This is a genomic window from Microbacterium sulfonylureivorans, from assembly GCF_003999995.1.
In the GTDB taxonomy this organism is placed as follows: Bacteria; Actinomycetota; Actinomycetes; order Actinomycetales; family Microbacteriaceae; genus Microbacterium; species Microbacterium sulfonylureivorans.
The window spans coordinates 241711-261973 of the sequence record NZ_RJAD01000003.1 but is presented as its reverse complement, the minus strand read 5'-3'; the positions used below and the strand labels follow the sequence as shown (position 1 = coordinate 261973).

Annotated in this window: 19 protein-coding genes and 1 tRNA gene; 9 read left to right on the top strand and 11 right to left on the bottom strand. The window is 71.8% G+C overall.

Translation table 11 applies throughout. From position 1 onward, the window contains the following. Nucleotides 1-4: 4 nt before the first annotated feature. Entirely contained in the window at nucleotides 5-319 is a 315-nt protein-coding gene (locus EER34_RS14725) for an FmdB family zinc ribbon protein (protein ID WP_127476060.1), read from the bottom strand. Nucleotides 320-334: 15 nt separating this feature from the next. Then, on the bottom strand, nucleotides 335-931 hold the full coding sequence (locus EER34_RS14720; protein ID WP_127476058.1) for a 5-formyltetrahydrofolate cyclo-ligase: 597 nt from the start codon (nucleotides 929-931) through the stop codon (nucleotides 335-337). A gap of 90 nt (nucleotides 932-1021) precedes the next feature. Between EER34_RS14720 and galU the strand changes: the two genes are divergently transcribed. From galU to EER34_RS14705, 3 genes are read left to right on the top strand one after another with little or no spacing between them, the layout of a single operon-like run. Continuing rightward, entirely contained in the window at nucleotides 1022-1909 is an 888-nt protein-coding gene (galU, locus tag EER34_RS14715) for a UTP--glucose-1-phosphate uridylyltransferase GalU (RefSeq protein ID WP_127476056.1), read from the top strand. Nucleotides 1910-1932: 23 nt separating this feature from the next. Beyond that, entirely contained in the window at nucleotides 1933-2562 is a 630-nt protein-coding gene (locus EER34_RS14710; RefSeq protein ID WP_127476054.1) for a GNAT family N-acetyltransferase, read from the top strand. A gap of 57 nt (nucleotides 2563-2619) precedes the next feature. Continuing rightward, on the top strand, nucleotides 2620-3582 hold the full coding sequence (locus EER34_RS14705; RefSeq protein ID WP_127476052.1) for a large exoprotein: 963 nt from the start codon (nucleotides 2620-2622) through the stop codon (nucleotides 3580-3582). Between the two features lie 28 nt (nucleotides 3583-3610). On the opposite strand, the gene EER34_RS14700 is transcribed toward EER34_RS14705, so the two are convergent. Then, a complete protein-coding gene (locus EER34_RS14700; RefSeq protein WP_127476050.1) occupies nucleotides 3611-4816 on the bottom strand; it encodes an amidohydrolase family protein in 1206 nt (401 codons plus the stop codon). Nucleotides 4817-4905: 89 nt separating this feature from the next. On the opposite strand from EER34_RS14700, the gene EER34_RS14695 reads away from it, so the two are divergent. Continuing rightward, nucleotides 4906-4981: transfer RNA gene (locus tag EER34_RS14695), tRNA-Ala, on the top strand. 52 nt (nucleotides 4982-5033) lie between these two features. On the opposite strand, the gene EER34_RS14690 is transcribed toward EER34_RS14695, so the two are convergent. From EER34_RS14690 to hemE, 7 genes are all read right to left on the bottom strand, one after another. Next, nucleotides 5034-5669, bottom strand: a complete 636-nt coding sequence (locus EER34_RS14690) for a DUF6624 domain-containing protein (RefSeq protein WP_205791658.1) — start codon at nucleotides 5667-5669, stop codon at nucleotides 5034-5036. Nucleotides 5670-5694: 25 nt separating this feature from the next. Next, nucleotides 5695-7017, bottom strand: coding sequence for a glutamate-1-semialdehyde 2,1-aminomutase (hemL, locus tag EER34_RS14685; RefSeq protein ID WP_127476048.1), 1323 nt, complete (start codon nucleotides 7015-7017; stop codon nucleotides 5695-5697). Further along, the gene (gene hemB / locus EER34_RS14680; protein WP_240642401.1) at nucleotides 7014-7940 is read right to left on the bottom strand and encodes a porphobilinogen synthase; all 927 of its coding nucleotides are present in this window, start codon (nucleotides 7938-7940) and stop codon (nucleotides 7014-7016) included. Before hemB ends, hemL begins: the two co-directional genes overlap by 4 nt. A gap of 56 nt (nucleotides 7941-7996) precedes the next feature. Further along, nucleotides 7997-8908 carry a hydroxymethylbilane synthase gene (gene hemC / locus EER34_RS14675; RefSeq protein ID WP_127476044.1) on the bottom strand — a complete coding sequence of 304 codons (912 nt, stop codon included), beginning with the start codon at nucleotides 8906-8908 and terminating at the stop codon, nucleotides 7997-7999. Beyond that, a complete protein-coding gene (hemQ, locus tag EER34_RS14670) occupies nucleotides 8905-9594 on the bottom strand; it encodes a hydrogen peroxide-dependent heme synthase (protein WP_127476042.1) in 690 nt (229 codons plus the stop codon). Before hemQ ends, hemC begins: the two co-directional genes overlap by 4 nt. A gap of 160 nt (nucleotides 9595-9754) precedes the next feature. After that, entirely contained in the window at nucleotides 9755-10963 is a 1209-nt protein-coding gene (locus EER34_RS14665) for a protoporphyrinogen/coproporphyrinogen oxidase (RefSeq protein WP_127476040.1), read from the bottom strand. Then, nucleotides 10956-12014 carry a uroporphyrinogen decarboxylase gene (gene hemE, locus EER34_RS14660; RefSeq protein ID WP_127476038.1) on the bottom strand — a complete coding sequence of 353 codons (1059 nt, stop codon included), beginning with the start codon at nucleotides 12012-12014 and terminating at the stop codon, nucleotides 10956-10958. The genes EER34_RS14665 and hemE overlap by 8 nt, the downstream gene beginning before the upstream one ends. A gap of 17 nt (nucleotides 12015-12031) precedes the next feature. On the opposite strand from hemE, the gene EER34_RS14655 reads away from it, so the two are divergent. From EER34_RS14655 to EER34_RS14635, 5 genes are all read left to right on the top strand, one after another. After that, nucleotides 12032-13279, top strand: coding sequence for a glutamyl-tRNA reductase (locus EER34_RS14655; protein WP_127476036.1), 1248 nt, complete (start codon nucleotides 12032-12034; stop codon nucleotides 13277-13279). 42 nt (nucleotides 13280-13321) lie between these two features. Then, entirely contained in the window at nucleotides 13322-14161 is an 840-nt protein-coding gene (locus tag EER34_RS14650; RefSeq protein ID WP_240642400.1) for a MerR family transcriptional regulator, read from the top strand. 163 nt (nucleotides 14162-14324) lie between these two features. Next, a complete protein-coding gene (locus EER34_RS14645; protein WP_127476034.1) occupies nucleotides 14325-16358 on the top strand; it encodes a glycosyl hydrolase family 28-related protein in 2034 nt (677 codons plus the stop codon). A 516-nt stretch (nucleotides 16359-16874) separates the two neighbouring features. Next, nucleotides 16875-18170: an HNH endonuclease signature motif containing protein gene (locus EER34_RS14640; protein ID WP_240642399.1), complete on the top strand. Its 1296-nt coding sequence runs from the start codon at nucleotides 16875-16877 to the stop codon at nucleotides 18168-18170. Between the two features lie 438 nt (nucleotides 18171-18608). Further along, nucleotides 18609-18917 (top strand): DUF6176 family protein, encoded by a 309-nt coding sequence (locus EER34_RS14635; protein WP_240642433.1) that lies wholly within the window; start codon nucleotides 18609-18611, stop codon nucleotides 18915-18917. 479 nt (nucleotides 18918-19396) lie between these two features. Here EER34_RS14635 and EER34_RS14630 read toward each other — a convergent pair whose 3' ends face one another. After that, nucleotides 19397-20155, bottom strand: coding sequence for a ZIP family metal transporter (locus EER34_RS14630; RefSeq protein ID WP_127476030.1), 759 nt, complete (start codon nucleotides 20153-20155; stop codon nucleotides 19397-19399). Between the last annotated feature and the right edge of the window lie 108 nt (nucleotides 20156-20263).

Genomic DNA, 20263 nt, shown 5'->3' with positions numbered 1-20263 from the left:
CCGGTCACGACCCGGTCGAGGCGGGCGAGGTCTTCGCCTCGGTCTTCGATGATGTCGAAGATGACGATGAGTCGCCACCCGAGCTCGACGAGGAGGAGGTCGACGACGCGGAGGAGGAGGCATCCGTCGACTTCTTCTCGCCCGCACGGGAATCGGTGCGGTAGAAGCCCGAACCGTTGAACGTCACGCCGATCGATCCGTACTCCTTGCGGAGCGCGCCGCCGCACTCGGGGCACTCGGTGAGCGTGGGGTCGGCGAAGGACTGGACCGCGTCGAAGCGGTGACCGCACTGCTTGCAGGCGTAGGCGTAGGTGGGCATGTCTCTCTCGGACGTTCAGCGCCGGACGGGCGCGAGGACGATGGTCTGCGTGGGGGTGACGACGCCCGTCACCGGCTGGTCGTGCACGTCGCTCGGCACCTCGTCGACGACCTCCGTGTCGAAGACGACCGCGTAGACCGGCGGGCACCGGTCCATCGAGCCGATGGTCTTGTCGAAGTAGCCGCGGCCCCATCCGAGCCGCATGCCGCGGCGGTCGACGGCGGCGGCCGGGATGACGAGCAGGTCGACGTCGTTGACGGCGATCGGGCCGAGCAGCTCGCCGACGGGCTCGGGGAGCCCGAACATCCCCTCGGCGATGTCGAGGTCGGGCGTGGCGACCGACCAGTCGAGCAGCCCGTCGGCGCGGGTGACCGGCAGGAGCACGCGGATGCCGCGCTCCACCGCCGCTGCGACGAACTCGCGGGTGCCCGGCTCGGTCGTCGTCGAGAGGAAGCACGACATCGACGTGGCGCCCAGCCTGTCGACCAGCGCGTCGAGCTGCGCGCGGATGCCGGCGGCCGCAGCCTCGCGGGCATGAGGGGTCAGCAGCTGTCGCCGCTCTCTCAGTTCTGCACGGAGCGCGCGTTTCGCGTCGGCGATCGCGTCGGACATGCCCTCGATTCTAGGCGCCGCCCGTGCGAGACGGCGTCCGGGCCGCTCCCATGCGGAAACCCGTGACATGCGGCCCATAGAATGCAAGGCATGCCTCACACTTCCATCAAGGCGGTCATCCCCGCTGCCGGACTCGGCACGCGCTTCCTCCCCGCAACGAAGGCGATGCCCAAGGAGATGCTCCCGGTCGTCGACAAGCCGGCGATCCAGTACGTCGTAGAGGAGGCCGCACAGGCGGGCATCGACGACATCCTCGTCATCATCGGACGCAACAAGAACGCGATCTCGAACCACTTCGACTCCGTGCCCGAGCTGGAGGAGAAGCTGAAGGACAAGGGCGACGTCGATCGCCTGCACCGGGTGCTCGAGTCGAGCGATCTCGCCGACATCCACTTCGTCCGCCAGGGCGAGCCCAAGGGTCTCGGCCACGCGGTCCTGCGCGCCAAGGCGCACGTGGGCGACTCGTCGTTCGCCGTCATGCTCGGCGACGACCTCATCGACGAGCGCGACCCGCTGCTCACGACGATGATCGCCGAGCACGAGCGCACGGGTGCCACCATCATCGCCCTCATGGAGGTCGACCCCGAGCACATCCACATGTACGGCGCCGCCGCCGTCGAGCCGACCGACACCGACGGCCTCGTCAAGGTCACGGGCCTCGTGGAGAAGCCCAAGCCGGAGGACGCCCCGTCCAACCTCGCGATCATCGGCCGCTACGTGCTCACCTCGGAGGTGTTCGAGATCCTCGAGCGCACCGAGCCCGGCAAGGGCGGCGAGATCCAGCTCACGGATGCGCTCCAGGAGCTCGCGGCCGATCCCGACGGCCCCGGTGTGTACGGGGTCGTTTTCGGCGGTCGCCGTTACGACACCGGCGATAGGGTGGACTACATCAAGGCCATCGTGCAGCTCGCCGCAGATCGTGACGATCTCGGCCCCGAGCTGCGACCCTGGTTCAAGGAGTTCGCGGCGAGCCTCTGACGCCGCCCGTACGAGGGGGTCATGTGGACCTGACGGCTCCCCGCAGGCACGGCCCGGTGTCGATCCGGCTCGTGCGACAGCGCGACGCCCGGCTGCTGCAGACCGAGCTGCTGTCCAACCGCGACTGGCTGCGGCCCTGGGAGGCGACGAGCCCGGACGGCCCGGTGTCGTTCGACATGCGGCTCGGCGTCCGCCGGCTGCTGCAGCAGTACCGCGACGGCGCCGGGGTGCCCTTCGTCATGGAACATGAGGGCACCGTCGCCGGGCAGCTGAACGTGTGGGGCATCGCGCGCGGTTCGCTCGCGTCGGCGACCATCGGCTACTGGGTGAGCAAGCGGTTCGCGGGCCGCGGCATCACCCCGACCGCGGTGGCGATGGCCACCGACGTCTGCTTCACCGAGCTGCATCTGCACCGCATGGAGATCTGCATCCGGCCAGAGAACCGCGCGAGCCTCCGCGTCGTCGAGAAGCTCGGGTTCCGCTACGAGGGCCTGCGCCGGCGCTACATCCACATCGACGGCGACTGGCGCGACCACTACGCGTTCGCCCTCGTGCGTGACGAGGTGCCCGAGGGTGTGCTCCAGCGGTGGGTCGAGGGCCGCGCACCGCACGACGCGGCCACGGTGCCGCCGGCGGATCGCCTGCACGCATAGAGCGACACGCGACGGGATGCCCCGGCCGAAGCATCCGCGTCGCATACCGTGGACGACATGGGCGGGCAGGTGTTGGGCGGGGGCGTCATCGTTCTCGTCGCCGTGCTCCTGTGGCTCGTCTACCTCCTGCCCACGTGGCAGAGCCGACGCCAGTTCGACGCCGCCGAGCGCAATGCGGTACGGCTCAACCAGGCACTGCGCATCCTCGCGGAGACGAGTGAGACGCCGCAGGAGGTGCGGCTCGAACTCAACGCGCGCACGGCGATGGCGCAGCAGCGACTCGCCCGTCAGGCGCTCGCCGAGCGCGAATCCGCCGCCCTCGAACTCGCGAAGGCCGACCTCGAGCGCGCCCGCACCGAGCGCGCCGCCGCCGAGGCATCCGCCCGCGTCGATCTCGAGCAGGCCCGCCTCGAGCGCGCGGTCGCCGAGGCCGCGGCCCGCGCCGAGCTGACCGCCGTCCGTGCTCAGCCCGCCTCCCGCCAGGCCCGCGCCCGGCGACGGCTGCGGCTGTCGTCCACGATCGTGGCCTTCGTCGCTGTCGGCCTGGCCGTGTGGGGCGGGGTGGAGACGGCGATGGGCGGTTCACAGCTGCTGCTGTGGACAGGCGTCGCGGTGGCGGGCGCGGCCGGGCTGCTGCTGCAGCGCATGTCCCGCGTCGGCGCGCGTGCCGCGGCGCGGACCACGGACGTCGTCACCCGCGCGCCCGCGCACCTTCAGGACGTCGAGCTCGACCCGGAGGTCCGCGAGTGGGCGCCGCGTGAGCTGCCGAAGCCGCTCACGGCATCCGCCGGCTCCCGGGCATCCGCCGTGCTCGAGGCGGAGGCCGCGCGCGAGGCGCTGCGCCAGGCCGCGCGCGAAGAGGCGATGCGGGAGCGCATCGACGCCCAGCGCCCGCCGTCGATCGACACGGCGCGTGTGGCCCGCACCGGCACCGACTTCTCGCGCATGGGCTACGTGGACGACGCAGAGATCGAGGCGCACGTGCGCGATCTTCTCGCACGCCGCGCGTCGGGTCAGTAGCCCGCCGACGCTGCGCCCGCGGGCGGCGTCAGGCCTGGTGGAGCAGCCGGCCGCCGCCGACGACGACCGTGCGCGGGGGAGTGCGCACGAGGGCGTCCATCGCGTTCTCGGCGTCGAGCAGCACGAGATCGGCGCGGTCGCCGACACCGAGCGTGTTCTTCGCGAGCCCTGCGAACGGCGCGGCGGCCGTCGTCGCGAGGTCGACGACGCGACGCAGGTCCTCGTCGCGCACGAGGCTCGACGAGCGGGCGTACTGCCAGGCGATGCCGAGCAGGTCGCCCGTGCCGTAAGGGCTCCACAGGTCGCGGATGCCGTCGGTGCCGAAGCCGAAGCGCACGCCCGCCTCATCGAGTTCATGCAGGGGCAGCTGAGGGAGGCGGAGCGGAGCGACCGTGGTCAGGGAGACGTCCAGCTCCGACATCCGCTGCAGGAGGTCGCGCCTGCGCACGGCGTCGACTTGTGCGATCGCGAAGCCGTGGGCGACGTTGACCCGGCCGATCAGCCCGAGCGCCTCGGTGCGGTCGAGGATGAGGTCGAACTGGAACGCCCCGAGCTCGCTCGGGTCGTGCAGGTGGATGTCGATCCCGGCGCCGGTGTCGGCCGCGATCGCGAAGATCGCGTCGAGCTGGCCGACGGGGTCGCGGTCGATGCTCGCCGGGTCGAGGCCGCCGACGTGCTCGACGCCCGACTCGGCGGCGGCGCGCAGCAGATCGAGCACTCCGGGTCGCCGCAGGACGCCGTCCTGGGGGAAGGCGACGATCTCGGCGCGGATGGCCCCGTCGTACTCGGCGACGGCCTCGCGCACGATCTCGATGCCGCGCAGACCCAGTCCGAGATCGACGTCGACGTGCGTGCGGAGCGCGGTGGTCCCGTATCGCACGAACTCGGCGAGCACACGCCGGGTGATGTCGAGACTCGGGATGCCCAGCTCGTCGCGCCGCGCCCGCTCATGGCGGATGCGCCCGTCGGTGCCGCCCTCGCCGCCGTACGACCGCCACGGGTGGCCGATCCACGACTTGTCGATGTGCGCGTGGGCGTTGACGAGTCCGGGAAGGACGAGCAGGCCGCCGGCGTCGACTTCGCCAGGTTGGATCGGCGCCCCGGACGCGGGCGAGACGGAGGCGATCAGTCCCGTCTCGTCGATGTGCAGATCGTGGAGTGCGGCGTCTGCGCCGCCCGTCCCGAGGCGGGCATTCCGAACGGCGGACACACGTGCGGGCACGGGAGAACTCATGCTCCCATCCTCTCCCGCCGGAGCCGGTCCCAGCGCCCGGCGCCGGTTCGAGCCGGTCCGTGGAGCGTGATAATCTAACGGAGGTTCACGGGCCTGTAGCGCAGTTGGTAGCGCGCCTCGTTCGCATCGAGGAGGTCAGGGGTTCGATTCCCCTCAGGTCCACCACCACAGAGAAAGACCCCCGCTCGTCGGGGGTCTTTCTTCGTTCGCGTGGCGCTCAGAACTCCTCGGCGCAGATCGCGTCCATCTCGGCGTAGTAGTCGGCGAGCGGGGGGAGACCGGCATCCGCTCTCCGCTCGTCGACCGACTCCTCGTCGGCGATCGGCGTGACAGGTGCGGGTCCGTCGTCGCCGCAGGCGATCTGCGTGCCGTACGTCTGAGGTTCGCCGGCGTTCACGGCCACGCGATCGGTCAGGTAGGCGAGATTCCCCGGCGATGCGTCGTCCGCCGCGACCGCGGCCGTCAGGTAGTCCAGGGCGACCTGCTGCAGCGCGAGGTCCTGATCGGAGTGCTGCGCGATCGCCCACGCGGCATCCTCCGCCTCCTCGCCGACGAGCGAGTACGAGGGCCAGCCGTGCTCGGCGAGGATCTCCGCCAGGCGTGCCGTGCGCAGGGCGTCGCCGCCGAAGTCCGCGCCCTCGAGCCGCTCCGCCTGATCCTCCTCGAGGAGCTGGAGCAGCTCGTCCCGAAGCTCCTCGTCGACCTGCGACGCGATCGTGTGGACGATCGCGTCGCTGGTCGGCGTCGGCGTCGCTGTCTCCGCGCGCGTCGCGGCCGGCGCGCAGCCCGCCGAAGCGAGGGCGACGAGGATCGCCGCGAGAGCGGCGGTCGTGGCGGTGATGCGGCGGCCCATGGCCGGTCACACTACCGCCCTGTGCTCAGGCCGGCGAGGCCTCCGCTGCGGCGCGGGCGGCAGCGGGGAGCGCCTCGACGATCTGCGACACCGCCACGTCGTCGTGCGCGGCCGAGACGAACCACGCCTCGAACACCGACGGCGGCAGCGAGACGCCCTGGTCGAGCATCGCGCGGAAGAACGGCGGGTACCGGAACGCCTCCTGAGCCTTGACCGTGTCGTAGTCGTGCGGCGCGGTGCCGGAGAACTGGATCGAGAAGAGGTTGCCCGAGCGCTGCACGACGTGCGTCACACCGGCATCGGAGAGGGCGGATGCCGCGGCATCCGCGATCTGCGCAGCGGCACGGTCGATGCGGGCGTAGGCGTCGGCATCGAGGTGATCGAGGGTCGCGCGGCCCGCCGCGACGGTGAGCGGATTGCCGCTCAGCGTTCCGGCCTGATACACCGGGCCGAGCGGCGCGAGGAGCTCCATGAGCGCCGCCGACCCGCCGAGCGCCGCGAGCGGCAGCCCGCCGCCGACGACCTTGCCGAAGGTGATGAGGTCGGGGGAGAAGGGGACCGGATCGATGCCGTACCAGCCGGCCGTGCCGACGCGGAAGCCGGTGAGCACCTCGTCGAGGATCAGCAGCGCGCCGTGCGCGTGCGCGATGTCGGCGATCGCGGCGTTGAAGCCGTGCGCCGGAGGGACGATGCCCATGTTGGCCGGGGCGGCCTCGACGATGATCGCGGCGATGTCGTCGCCACGGGCCGCGAACACCTCACGGACCGCGTCGAGGTCGTTGTAGGCGATCACGAGCGTCTGCGCGGCGATCGGCGCGGGGACGCCCGCCGAGCCCGGCATCGCCAGCGTCGCCACGCCCGAGCCCGCTTCGGCGAGCAGTCCGTCGGAGTGTCCGTGGTAGTGCCCGGCGAACTTCACGATCAGGTCGCGGCCGGTTGCGCCGCGCGCGAGGCGGATCGCGGTCATCGTGGCCTCGGTGCCGGTCGACACCAGGCGGACGCGCTCGATCGGGCGGGCGCCGTCGCGCGTCACCCGGGCCTCGATGAGCTCGGCCAGCTCGGTCTCGCCGGGGGTCGACGCCCCGAAGCCGAGGCCGTGGGCCGCGGCATCCTGCACCGCTTTCACCACGGCCGGATGCGCGTGCCCCAGGATCGCGGGACCCCACGAGCCGACGAGATCGACGTACTCGCGCCCCTCGACGTCGGTGACGCGCGGGCCGGAGGCCGACACGAAGAACCGAGGCGTCGCGCCGACCGAGCCGAAGGCGCGCACGGGGGAGTTGACCCCGCCGGGCATGGCCGCGCGGGCGCGGACGAACTCGTCCTCGTTCGTGGTGTGCGTCGTCATCGGATCCATCCCGCCAGTTCCACGGCCCAATAGGTGAGCACGGCATCGGCGCCGGCGCGGCGGACGCCGAGCACCGACTCCTCGATCGCGCGGCGGCGGTCGATCCACCCGTGCGCGGCGGCAGCCTCGATCATCGCGTACTCGCCCGACACCTGGTACGCCCACACCGGGACGGGGCTGGATGCCGCGGCGTCCGCCAGAACGTCGAGATAGCTCATCGCGGGCTTGACCATCACGATGTCGGCGCCCTCGGCGACGTCGAGGTCGATCTCGCGGGCGCCCTCGCGGCGGTTCGCGGGGTCGAGCTGGTACGTGCGCCGATCGCCCTCCAGCGAGGACTGCACGGCCTCGCGGAACGGGCCGTAGAACGCGGAGGCGTACTTCGCCGCGTAGCCGAGGATCGGCGTGTCGGCGAAGCCGGCGCCGTCGAGCGCATCGCGCACCTCGGCGACCTGACCGTCCATCATGCCGCTCAGCCCGAGCAGGTGGGAGCCGGCCTCGGCCTGTGCGATCGCCATGTCGCGGTACCGCACGAGCGAGGCGTCGTTGTCGACTCGGCCGCTCGCGTCGAGCACGCCGCAGTGGCCGTGGTCGGTGAACTCGTCGAGGCACAGGTCCGTCTGCACCACCAGGGCGTCGCCGGCCTCGGCCACGGCGATGCGGGTGGCGACGTTGAGGATCCCGTCGGGATCGGTCGCGCCGGACCCCACCGCGTCCTTGTGCTCGGGCACGCCGAACAGCATGACGCCCCCGATGCCAGCGGTCGCGGCATCCGCCAGTGCGCCCTTGAGCGACTCCGTCGTGTGCTGCACGACGCCCGGCATCGACGAGATCGGCACTGGGGCGCCGGCGCCCTCGCGCACGAACATCGGGAGGATCAGGTCGGCGGGATGCAGGCGGTTCTCGGAGACGAGACGACGCATCGCGGGAGTGGCGCGGAGGCGGCGCGGTCTGCGCGGATGGGCGAAGGGGGAGGCGTTCACGGGCGTGCTCCCGTCAGTCCGGCGGCGCCGGCGTCGAGCAGCTCGCGCGCGACGGCCGCCGCGACATCGCTCGACGCGTCGGCGTCTGGCCATGTCGTGGCGTGCGAGGAGGTGAGGACGGTCGTGCCGTCGAGGCTGTAGACGCTCGCCGAGAGGAGGAGCAGCCCGGCGTCGACGACGGCCCGGGCTCCGAGCGGGGCGGAACAGCCGGCCTCGAGAATGGCCAGCACCTCGCGCTCGGCCTCGACCGCTGCCCGCGTCTCGGCGTGGTCCAGTCGCGAGACGAGGTCTTCGTCGCCGCGGCGCACCTCGATCGCGAGTGCGCCCTGACCCGGTGCCGTCGGCCAGCGATCGGCGTCGAGGTACTCGGTGACGACGTCGGTGCGGCCGAGGCGACGGAGTCCGGCGGCAGCGAGGACGACGGCATCCAGGTCGCCCGGAGCGACGCGTCCGAGACGCGTGTCGACGTTGCCGCGGATGTCGACGACCACGAGGTCGGGGCGCTTCGCGCGCAGCTGCGCCATGCGTCGGGGCGAGCCGGTGCCGACGCGGGCGCCTTCCGGCAGCGTCTCCAGCGTGAGGTCGTCGCGCGCGCACAGGGCATCGCGCGGGTCTTCGCGCGCGGGGATCGCGGCGACGACGAGCTGTTCGTGCGGGGCCGTGGGCAGATCCTTCAGCGAGTGGACGATGACGTCGCAGCGTCCCTCGACGAGCGCATCTCGGAGCGCGCCCGTGAACAGGCCCCCGCCGCCCGCACGCGACAGCGGCTCGTTCGAGCGGTCGCCGTCGGTCGTGATGGTGACCAGCTCGGTCTTGACGCCGGTCGCGTCGGACAGGTCGTCGGCGACCATGCCGGTCTGGGTGAGGGCGAGCGCGCTGCCGCGCGTGCCGATGCGGAGAGTGGTCACGCCAGCACCTCGGCGATCTCATCGAGCGCGATGCGGCGTCCGGTGAAGAACGGCACCTCCTCGCGCACGTGGCGTCGCGCCTCGGTCTGGCGGAGGTGCCGCATCAGGTCGACGAGGTCGACGAGCTCGGGAGCCTCGAGCGCGAGGATCCACTCGTAGTCGCCGAGCGCGAACGACGCGACGGTGTTCGCGAGCACCTGGCGGTACTCCGCGCCCTTGCGACCGTGGTCGGCGAGCATCTGACGACGCTCGTCGTCGGGCAGGATGTACCAGTCGTACGAGCGCACGAACGGGTAGACGGTGAGCCACGCCTCGGGGTCCTTGCCTCGCATGAACGCGGGGAGGTGGCTGGCGGTGAACTCCGCGTCGCGATGCACGCCCATGGCGTTCCACACCGGCGCGAGCGACGCGAGGGGTTCGGCGCGACGGAGCGTCCGCAGGCCGGCCTGCAGCGCCTCGGGCGCGACTCCCGTGCCGTGGAGCCAGACCATGAGGTCGGCATCGGCGCGCAGACCCGACACGTCGTAGAACCCGCGGACTGTGACACCTGATGCCTCGACCTCCGCCACCGCGGCCGCGAGGTCGCCGGCGGGCGCAGGACGATGCGGATCGCGGCGGAACACCGCCCACAGGGTGTAGCCGAGCGTCTCGCTCTCGGACACGGGGACAGCCGAGGTTTCGCTCATGGCCTCCATTCTTCCACCCCTGCGCCGACGGGCCGCCCGGAGGGATGGCCGGAGGTGGCCGGCACAGACTCAGGAGGCACACCGACGTGCACCGGTCGAGAGGCAGGGGTGCGCGGCGTGTCTCCTCAGCGTGTGCCGCGGCGGCGCGCCGCGGCCCCGGTCACCGACCGGCGAGCAGTCCGGCGGCGGTGCGCTCGGCATGCGCGACGATCCCCGCGAGGCCCGACCCGGCGACCGTCTCGCCGACGATGATCGCGCCGGACGGGGCCTCGGCGGGGGGACGGGTCCACGTCACGTGTGCCGCATCCACGACCACCGGCAGCGGAACCCCGAGGAGCGCCGCCGCGTCGGCGCGCCCCGTGCCGACGGGGTCGGCAGGCACCACGTCGTACGACAGGCGGAGCACGTGCATCCCGCCCGCGACGTCGCGCAGCCACTCCCACTTCGCGGTGGCATGGGTGAGGGCTCGTGCGGCGACCGGAGCGCCCGCGGCGACGAGCAGCCCGCTGCCGCGGGGTGCGGCATCCAATCGGTCCTGCTCGACGACCAGCGTCACGAGGTCGATGCGGCGTCCCGGCCCGGCGGCGGAGGCGACGCCGGGGGCGGCGATCACCACGACCCCGTCGAGGGCGTCGGGATCATCGACGCGGGTGCCGAGGCGCACCTCGCCGCCGTGGCGTTCGAGGTCGGCGGCGAGGACGGGGACGATCCGGTTGATCCCGCCGCGGATGCCGGCGACCGCCGACCCCGGGGGAGCAGCGGCACGCAGGCGCGACACCGCGCCCGAGAGCGAGCCCGCTTCGACGAGGGCCGTCGGCAGGCCGGGATGGGCACGCTCGACGGGCAGGTCGTCGGGGTGCATCGAGTGCACGCCGTGGACGACCGGGGCGACGAGCCGCTCGAGCACGGCGTCGCCGTGGCGGTCTCGCACGAGGGGTCCGAGCCTCGCATCGCCGGCGAGCGGCGAGATCGGGCGGGCGTCGAGCTCGGCCGCGCGCCGCGCCGCATCCGCTCCGACCACGCGCGCCACGTCGTCCGCGAGCAGATCGGCCGGGATGCCGAGCAGCGCCGTCGCCGGCAGGGGCACCGCCGGTCCGGCCATGGGCTGCAGCCACGCCGGGCCGGGCCGCGGCTCGACGACGTCCGCGGCCAGACCGAGCTCGGCGAGGAGAGCCGCCACGGCGCCGCCGCGCACGGCGAAGCTCTCCGCCCCGGCATCCAGCCCGATGCCCGCGACCTCGTGTCGCGCGACCGTGCCGCCGAGGCGATCGGATGCCTCGTACACCACGACATCCGCACCGGAGAGTGCGAGCCGCCGGGCCACCACGAGTCCCGCGACCCCGCCGCCGACGACGGAGAAGTCAGCCATGGGCGTGGACGAACTCCACGATGCGCGTGAGTACGGTCGGGTCGGTCTCGGGCGGAACGCCGTGGCCGAGGTTGACGACGTGCGCGCGGGCGCTGCGCCCGCGTTCGAGCACGTCGACGATGTGGGCCTCGAGCACGGGCCACGGCGCCGCCAGCAGCGCGGGATCGATGTTGCCCTGGAGCGGCACCCCGGCGCCGAGACGGCGCGACGCCTCGTCGAGCGGGAGGCGCCAGTCCACTCCCATGACGTCGACGCCGATGCCGTGCATCGCGGCGAGGAGCTCGCCCGTGCCGACGCCGAAATGCACCAGCGGGACGCCGAGCGCCTTCGCGCGCTCGAGCGCGCGGGCGGAATGCGGAGCGACGTGGGCGGTGTAGTCGGCGAGGCTCAGCGATCCCGCCCACGAGTCGAACAGCTGCCCCGCGGACGCGCCGGCCTGGAGCTGTGCCTCGAGGAACGCACCGGTGATCTCGGCGCACCACGACAGCAGCGCCGCCCAGGTCTCCGGGTCGGAGTGCATGAGCGCACGGGTGCGCAGCTGCTCCTTCGACGGACCGCCCTCCACGAGGTACGAGGCGAGCGTGTACGGCGCGCCGGCGAACCCGATCAGCGGAGTCCGGCCGAGCCCGGCCACGGTGAGGGCGACCGCCTCGCGGATCGGGTCGAGCGCCGCGGGGTCGAGCGGCGGGAGCGCGGCCACGTCGGCTGCGGATCGCACCGGGCGCTCGAGGACGGGCCCACGCCCCGCCACGATGCGCACATCGACGCCCGCGAGCTTGACCGGGATGACGATGTCGCTGAAGAAGATCCCGGCATCGACGCCGTGCCGGCGCACGGGCTGCAGCGTGATCTCGCTCGCGAGCTCGGGGTTCAGGCAGGCGTCGAGCATGTCCGTGCCCACGCGCAGCTCGCGGTACTCGGGCAGGGATCGCCCGGCCTGTCGCATGAACCACACCGGGGTCGTCTCGGGCCTGTCGCCGCGATACGCGCGGATCAGCGCGGGCGGGTCATTGCGGTGGACGACGGATGGGTGAGAGCTCGGCAGCGGCACACGTTAACATTAGAGTCGTGCTTCTCTGTCTCACCGCGAACCATCGGAACGCGAGCCTCGACGTTCTGGAGCGCCTCTCCGTAGGCGCTCCGTCGGCGACGCGCGCCCTGGTCGACGATGAGCTGTTCGTGGCCGGAGCCGTCGTGCTCGCCACGTGCAACCGTTTCGAGGCCTACCTCGACATCGACGAGCCGCTCACCGGGGGCGAGGCCGTCGCGGTCGAGTCCGTGGTCGAGGCGATGGCCGAGGCATCCGACATCCCGGTCGACAGCCTCCGCGCGTCGGTGACCGTGCACTCCGGAGCGGATGCCGCAGCCCACCTCTTCGCCGTGACAAGCGGACTCGAGTCCGTCGTCGTCGGCGAGGACGAGATCTCCGGCCAGGTGCGTCGCGCGCTCGACTCCGCCCGTATCGAGGGCACGACGAGCGGCGAGCTCGAGCGCCTCTTCCAGAAGGCCACCCACACCAGCCGTGGCATCCGCAACCGCACCGGACTCGGCGGCTCTCATCGCTCGCTCGTGCGGTTCGCCCTCGAGCTCGCCTCGAGCCGCGTCGCCGACTGGTCGGCCGCCCGCGTGCTGGTCGTCGGCACCGGGCGCTACGCCTCCCGCACGGTCGAGGCGGTCCGCGCCCGGGGCGCCGTCGACATCGGGGTCTTCTCTCCCTCCGGTCGCGCGGCGGCGTTCGCCGCGAAGCACGGCCTCCAGCCCGCGGCGGACTTCGCGGATGCCGCGGCCCACGCCGACGTCGTGATCACCTGTACCGCCGACGCCGTCGTCCACGCCGACGCGTTCACGTCGGGGCACCGCGTGCTCGTCATCGACCTGGGGCTGCCCCGCAACGTGGACCCCGCCGTCGGCCGAGTCGACGGGGTCGAGCTGCTCGACCTCGAGACGATCCGCCTGCACGCTCCGCTCGAGGAGTTCAGCGCGCACGCCGACGCCCGCAGCATCGTCGGCGACGCGGCGGCCGAGTTCACCGCCGATCGCGAAGCCGGACCCGCCATCACGGCCCTGCGCACCGAGGTGCTCGGCGTCGTCGAGCAGGAGATCGCCCGCGCTCGCGCCCGCGGCGCCGGCGACGAGACGGAGGCGGCGCTGCGTCACCTCGCGGGCGTACTGCTTCACCGCCCGTCGGTGCGCATCCGCGAACTCGCCGTCGACGGTCGCCTCGACGAGGTGACCGCCGCGCTCGAGACGCTTCACGGGCTGACCGTCGACGACCAGGGCACGGCCGAGGGCCAGGTCTGGTCGGCGTCCGCCTGATCCGCCCTTCCGCTTGACTCTCACGCTGTGTCAGGGTCGAACGTGGTCTCCACCATGTACACCATCGGAGAGTTCGCCGCCTTCGGGCGCGTGAGCGTGCGGATGCTGCGGCACTACGACGCGATCGGGCTGCTGCAGCCCGCGCGGGTCGACGACCGCAGCGGCTACCGGTACTACGAGACCGGCCAGCTTCGCGACCTGCTGCGCATCGTCGAGCTGCGCCAGCTCGGCTGCGGGCTGGACGACATCGCGGTCGTGCTCGAGGCCGAGGACGAGCGGGAGGCGCTGCTCGCGCTCCTCGTTCGCCGCAGCGCCGAGCTCGAGGCATCCGTCGCCGCCGACACCGCTCGCATCGCCCGCATCGGCGAACGGCTCCGGATCCTGGAAGGAGAGGTGGACGCCATGTCCGCACCCATCGAATACCGCCCGCTCGCGCCCGTCACCGTCTACGCCGTCGAGGGACGCGCACCGGGCGCCGGCCCCGAGAACGTCTCGCCCGTCATCGACCCGCTCCTCGAGCGCCTGACCGGGGCACTGCGCTCCGCGGGACGAGAGCTGATCGAGCCGGGCATCTTCTGGTACGACGACATCGAGGGCTCGGAAGAGCTCGGCGTGCACGTGTCGTTCACCGCCGACGACGTTCCGCAGGCGGCGGAGGGCTACGACGTCGTCGAGCTCCCTGCTGTCCCGCTCGCCGCCGTGGTCACCCATCGTGGCGACATGCCGAGCATCGGGGTCTCCTACGACGCCCTGATGACCGGGCTCATCGACGACGGGTACCGCATGGTCGGACCGTGTCGTGAGGTCTACCTCGTCGCCGAGCCGGACATTCCGCAGTCGGAGTGGGTCACCGAGCTGCAGGTGCCGGTCGAACGCGACTGACGCGCAAGTCCCGGCAAGACTTGCATGGACTTACGGAGACTGTGCAAGAATACGACAGATTCACGGCAATTCGCGACAAAGGCTTGATGTCGTCCGCTCGGTCCGCCTAGATTGGCGCCGAGCGGGCGACGTCGCCCGTGCCCCCGGATGAAGCGAGTCGACGATGACACGATCCAGAACCCTCGTCGCGGCCGTGGCCGCGGCATCCCTCACCCTCGGTGTGGTGGTCGCGGCCCCCGCAGCCTCCGCCGCTCCGCCGCAGGCAGGAGCGGCTCCGTTCGTCACGCGTGCGGCGCTCGCCCCCGCGCTCGTCGCCGGGCGCGGCGCCGACGTCGCGTTCCTCGAGCAGGAGGCCGAGAATGCCGTCACCAACGGCACAGTCATCGGTGCCGGCCGCGAGGCCTACACGGTCGAGGCCGAGGCGTCCGGCCGCAAGGCCGTGAAGCTGCTGCCCGGGCAGCACGTCGAGTTCACGCTCCCCGAGGCGGCGAACGCGATCACGGTGCGCTACAGCATCCCGGATGCCGCGGCCGGCGGTGGACTCACCGCGACGCTCGGCGTCACCGCCGGGAAGCAGAAGAAGTCGCTCCCCATGACCTCGCAGTACGCGTACCTCTACAACCAGTACCCGTTCTCGAACGACCCCGGGGCGGGTCTGCTGCATGCCGACTGGTGGGTCACCGAGTGCGCCTGCGTGCCCGCGGCGACCGCGCCCAGCCCGACCTTCGCGACGCCGTTCCGGCCGATGAAGTTCTACGACGAGGAGCGGATGCTGCTCGGCAAGACGTACAAGGCGGGGGAGAAGATCCGCCTCACCGCGCCTGCGGGCATCCCCTGGACCGTCATCGACCTCATCGACACCGAACTCGTCGGAAGGCCGTACGTCACACTCGCCGCGTCGAACGTGCTGGCGTTCGGCGCCGACCCCACCGGGCGTCGAGACTCGGCGAACGCGTTCGACCGGGCGATCGCGTTCGCGAAGAAGGCCGGGCTGATCGTGTACGTGCCGCCGGGCACGTTCCGCGTCGACCGCCACATCATCGTCGACGACGTGACCATCCGCGGTGCCGGTCACTGGTACACGAAGATCAAGGGATCCGAGGTCGCTCTCGACGAGCCCTCGGCGGACGGATCCACGCACACCGGAGTCGGCTTCTACGGAAAGGATGCCTCGGCCGGCGGCAGCCGCGACGTGCACCTGTCGGGCTTCGCGATCGAGGGAGACGTGCGCGAGCGCATCGACACCGACCAGGTCAACGGGATCGGCGGCGCCTTCCACGACTCGTCCTTCTCGGGCCTCCACATCCAGCACACCAAGGTCGGGATGTGGTTCGACGGGCCGATGTCCGATGTCGTGGTCGAGGACAACATCATCGTCGACCAGATCGCCGACGCGCTGAACTTCCACCTCGGGGTCACCGACTCGGTCGCGCGCAACAACTTCGTGCGCAACAGCGGAGACGACGGCCTCGCCATGTGGGCGGAGTCGAAGGGCGGCACGACGCCGACCAACGCGGGCAACGTGTTCGACCACAACACCGTGCAGACGCCCACGCTCGCGAACGGCATCGCGATCTACGGCGGCACCGACATCACGGTGTCGGGCAACCTGGTGGCCGACACCATCCGCGAGGGCAGCGCGCTGCACGCGGGGTCGCGGTTCGGAGCCCATCCGTTCGCGGGCACGCTGACCTTCCAGGACAACACGACCGCTCGCGCCGGCACGCGCGAGCTCAACTGGAACATCGGGCTCGGATCGCTCTGGATCTACGCCCTCGACGGCTCGATCTCCGGCATCCGCGTGACCGGCGACCACTACCTCGACAGCACCTACAACGCGATCATGCTCGTGTCGGAGTGGGGCGTGAAGGACCTGTACTCGCTGTCCGACGTGTCGTTCGCCGACGTCCGGATCGACGGCACGGGCACGTCGGTGCTGAGTGCCCGGATCGCCGGTGGTGCGTCGTTCGAGAACGTCGACGCCCGGAACGTCGGGGCGGTGGGCATCAACAACTGCGGAACGTTCCACTTCACGCCTGCGGGATCGGAGTTCTCGGTGACCGACCTCGGCGGCAACGACGGCGGCGGCACGACCGGTCCGTGGGCCGGCGCGTGGCAGCTTCCGAACACGATCACCTGCGACGACCGGCCGCCCGTGGTCGTGCCGCCGGCGCCCTCGCCATGGGTGCAGCCGTGACGCCCGGCTGAGTGAGCGAGCGGATGCCGCGTCCTGGCCGGGGCGCGGCATCCGGCGTTCTCGGGGGCGGGCATCCTGGGGGTGGGCGTCTCGGGGTGCGCGTTCGCGGGGGTGGGAGTTTCTGGGGTGGGGGTGGGGGTGGGTTCGGGTTCGGGTCGGGTTCGGGTTCGGGTTCGGGTTCGGGTTCGGGTTCGGGTTCGGGTGGAGCGCCTGCCGCGGCTCGGGGGGACGGGGCGTCGGCGGGGCTCGGGCTCGGGGGGACGGGCGTCGGCGGGGCTCGGGAGGAAGGGCCGTCGGCGGGGCTCGGGTGTACGGGCGTCGGTGGGGCTCGGGTGGACGGGCCGTCAGCGGGGCTCGGGCTCGGGTGGACGGGCGTCGGCGCGGCTCGGTGTGCTCCGCGCACCGGCTGCGTGTGCTCCGCGCACCGGGATGCCGATCCGCGTGTGCCGACGAATAGATCATCGCGACGGCGCCCGAGCAGGATCAATGTCGGAGGTATGTTCTAATCTCGAGACTATGAACCACCATCCCGAGCACGCGCCGGACGCGCCGGGCGAGTGGGTCGACTTCGTCGAGTGCGATGTGCCGGACGCGGTCGATCTCGTGGTGGAGGTCGCGTCGATGATGTCCGTCTTCGCCGCCCAGCAATTGGAACGGGTCGATGCGATGCGGCGCGAGGCGCTCGCCGATGCGTTCGGTCGGGGCGCGGGCGCGCGCGAGATCGTCGAGCGGGGAGTGCGCCTCGAGCTCGCGGCAGCGCTGCGGGTGACCGAGCACGCGGCCGGCGAGCTCATCTCGCGCGCGGAGTCCCTCGTGCATCGGTATCCGCAGATGCTTGCCGCGTTGAGCGGTGCGCGCACGACGGAGCGGCACGCGGCGATCTTCGTCGACGCGATGATCGGAGTCGAGCCCGAGTTCGCGGACCGGATCGTTCCCCGCGCGGTCGAACTGGCCGAGTCTGAGTCGGTCGGTCCGTTTCGGCGGTCTCTGCGGAAGCTGATCGAGACCGTGCGGTCGGAGACGCTCGACGAGCGCCATGAGGCTGCGCTCGAGAAGCGGCGCGTGATCGTCGATCCGGCCGACGACGGGATGGCGTGGCTGTCTGCGTTCCTCCCCGCCGTCGAGGCCCGGGCGATCCACTCCCGAGTGACCGCGATGGCGAAGGCGATCGCAGCGACAGACGACGAGGCGCGCTCGCTGGATCAGATCCGGGCGGATGTGCTGGGAGACCTGCTGGTCGAGGGCGAGACGACGGCTGTCCCTGCGGTGGCGCGCGGCATCAGGGCGTCTGTCGCCGTGACGGTGCCCGCACTGGCGCTGCTCGATCACGTCGCCGCCGGTGCGGAACCGCCGGTCGTCGAAGGCGTCGGACCTATCCCGCTCAGGACGGCACGAGACCTCTGCGCCGGCGCGGACGGCTGGATGCGCATCCTGACCCATCCCGAGACCGGGGCGGTGCTGTCCGTCGGCCGCGACCAGTACCGGCCGCCACCGGGGCTGCGCAAGATCGTGAAATGGCGCGCAGACCGGTGCATGGCTCCCGGATGCGGGATGCCGGCCTCCCGGTGCGAGATCGATCACACGATCGCGTGGGAGCACGGCGGATCGACCTCACTCGAGAATCTCGCGCCGATCTGCAAGGGGCATCACATCGTGAAGCACCATGGCGGCTGGGCCGTGCGCCAGATCGACGAGAGCGGTGGTGCGCTCGAATGGACGTCTCCCAGCGGTCGCCGATACCGCGTCGAGCCCGAACGGCGCGTGCCCACGTTCCGGCCTGCTGTCCATGGCGGTGCCGACCCACCGTGCTGACGGATCACGTCCGGGGGACGGCCATCCACCCGGGGACGGATCGACGCGGGACAGATCTGCTCGGGTATCGATCCGGCTGGGAGTGATCGACGCGGGGAGTGATCGAGCCGGGTGTCGATGCGGCTGGGAGTGATCGACGCGGGGAGTGATCGAGCCGGGTGTCGATCCGGCTGGGAGTGATCGACGCGGCTGGGAGTGATCGACGCGGGGAGTGATCGAGCCGGGTGTCGATCCGGCTGGGAGTGATCGAGCCGGGTGTCGATCCGGCTGGGAGTGATCGAGCCGGGTGTCGATCCGGCTGGGAGTGATCGACGCGGGGGAAGTTCGACCCCGGACCGATCCGCCTGGGGAACGAACGGGCTGGATCGATCGACCCACGACGACGCGAAGCCATCACGTCCTGGGGCCTCGGCGCTCTAGCATTCTTCGGTGATACATATGAGCGTGCGTCGGCTGAATCCCGAGATGCGAGCGTCCGTCGAGCACTGGCTGGGGGAGGTGAACGGTCCGCTTCGCAGCGAAGCGATCGAAACGCTGCGGGCAGAAGGCGTGTCCCACGAGACTGCGATCATCTTGGATACCAGCGACGGCCCGGTCATCGTCTACGCGATGGAGACCGACGACATCGATCGGGCTCGCCGCGTCGGCGCCGCGTCGACGCACCCCATCGATCGTCGACACCACGAGGTGATGCGCGCAGCCGACGACGGCCCGGCGCCCTTCCGAGTCGTGCTCGATCTGAGCTGACGATCGCGAACGCGCGAGAGAAGGCACTTCGCCGGCAGTTTCGGCGGTGCGCCGGTGCGCCGGTGCGGGCGGTGCCCCGCCGCGTATGCTGCTTCCGCCCATCAGCCGCAACGCTCAGGTGAGGTGGGTGTTCGGGCTGGAGTCCCTGTCGCGCGATTGGGTCTGGAGCTGGAGTGCCGGTCAGGCGAGGCGGGTGCTCGAGTGGGGTCCGTCTCCGGCTGAGGTGGTGCTCGAGTGGGGTCCGGGCTCAGGCGAGGCGGGTGCTCGAGTGGGTCCGTGCCCGGACGAGGTGGTGCTCGAGTGGGGTCCGGGCTCAGGCGAGGCGGGTGCTCGAGTGGGGTTCGGGCTCAGGCGAGGCGGGTGCTCGCGTGGGGGCGCGCGTGGGCGAGGCGGGTGCTCGAAGGGGGTCCGGGCTCAGGCGAGGCGGTGCCCGAGCCGGATCCCGGCTCGGACGAGGCTTGCGTGAGCCGGAGTCCTGGTCAGGCGAGCTCGTGCAGCAGGAACGCCGCCAGGAAACCGATCGTGGCATACAGCCCGGTGAGTGCCTGCTGCTCATCGAATGCCTCGGGGATCATCGTGTTGCAGACCATTGCCAGCAGGCCGCCCGCGGCGACGGTCGTGATGAGTGCGATGAGGCCGACCGGCGCGGACTGGAACGCGACGTAGCCGAGGACGGCGGCGATCACGGTCACGGCGGCGATGCTCGACCACAGCAGCGCGATCCTCCGCCCGCTCGACCCGCTGCTCTTGAGTGCTGCGGTCGAGCCCAGCCCCTCGGGGAAGTTGCTGATGGCGATCGCCGCCACGATCGGGATGCTGATCCCGCCCTGCAACACCGACAGGCCCATCACGATCGACTCGGGGATGCCGTCGATCAGTGCGCCGATCGCGATCGCGACGCCGGTGCCGCCGGCCAGCTTCGCGCCCTGGCGTCGGGCGACGATGTTCGCCGGTGTGGCCGGCCGCGGCTCCTTCGGTCGCGAGACCAGCCAGTCCGCCACGATGTAGAGGATCGCGCCGACCAGGAAGCCGATCGATGTCGGGATGAGCCCTCCGACGTCGGCGGCCTCCTCGACGAGCTCGAAGGCCAGCGTCGAGATCAGCACACCGGCGCCGAGCGCCATGATGCCCGCGACGACACGCTGCGGAATGTCGACGAACCAGGCGACGGCGGCGCCCACGAGCAGTGTGCCGCCGCCGATCAGGCCGCTCAGAGCGGCGAGCCACACGCCATCCATGGCGCCAACCTAGCCCTCGCGCGACGAGCGGACGCCGGGCCACGCGGGTCGAGGCATCCGCTCGCCGTTCGTCGCCGGGAAGCGAGGTCCCGACGACGAGTGCGCGAC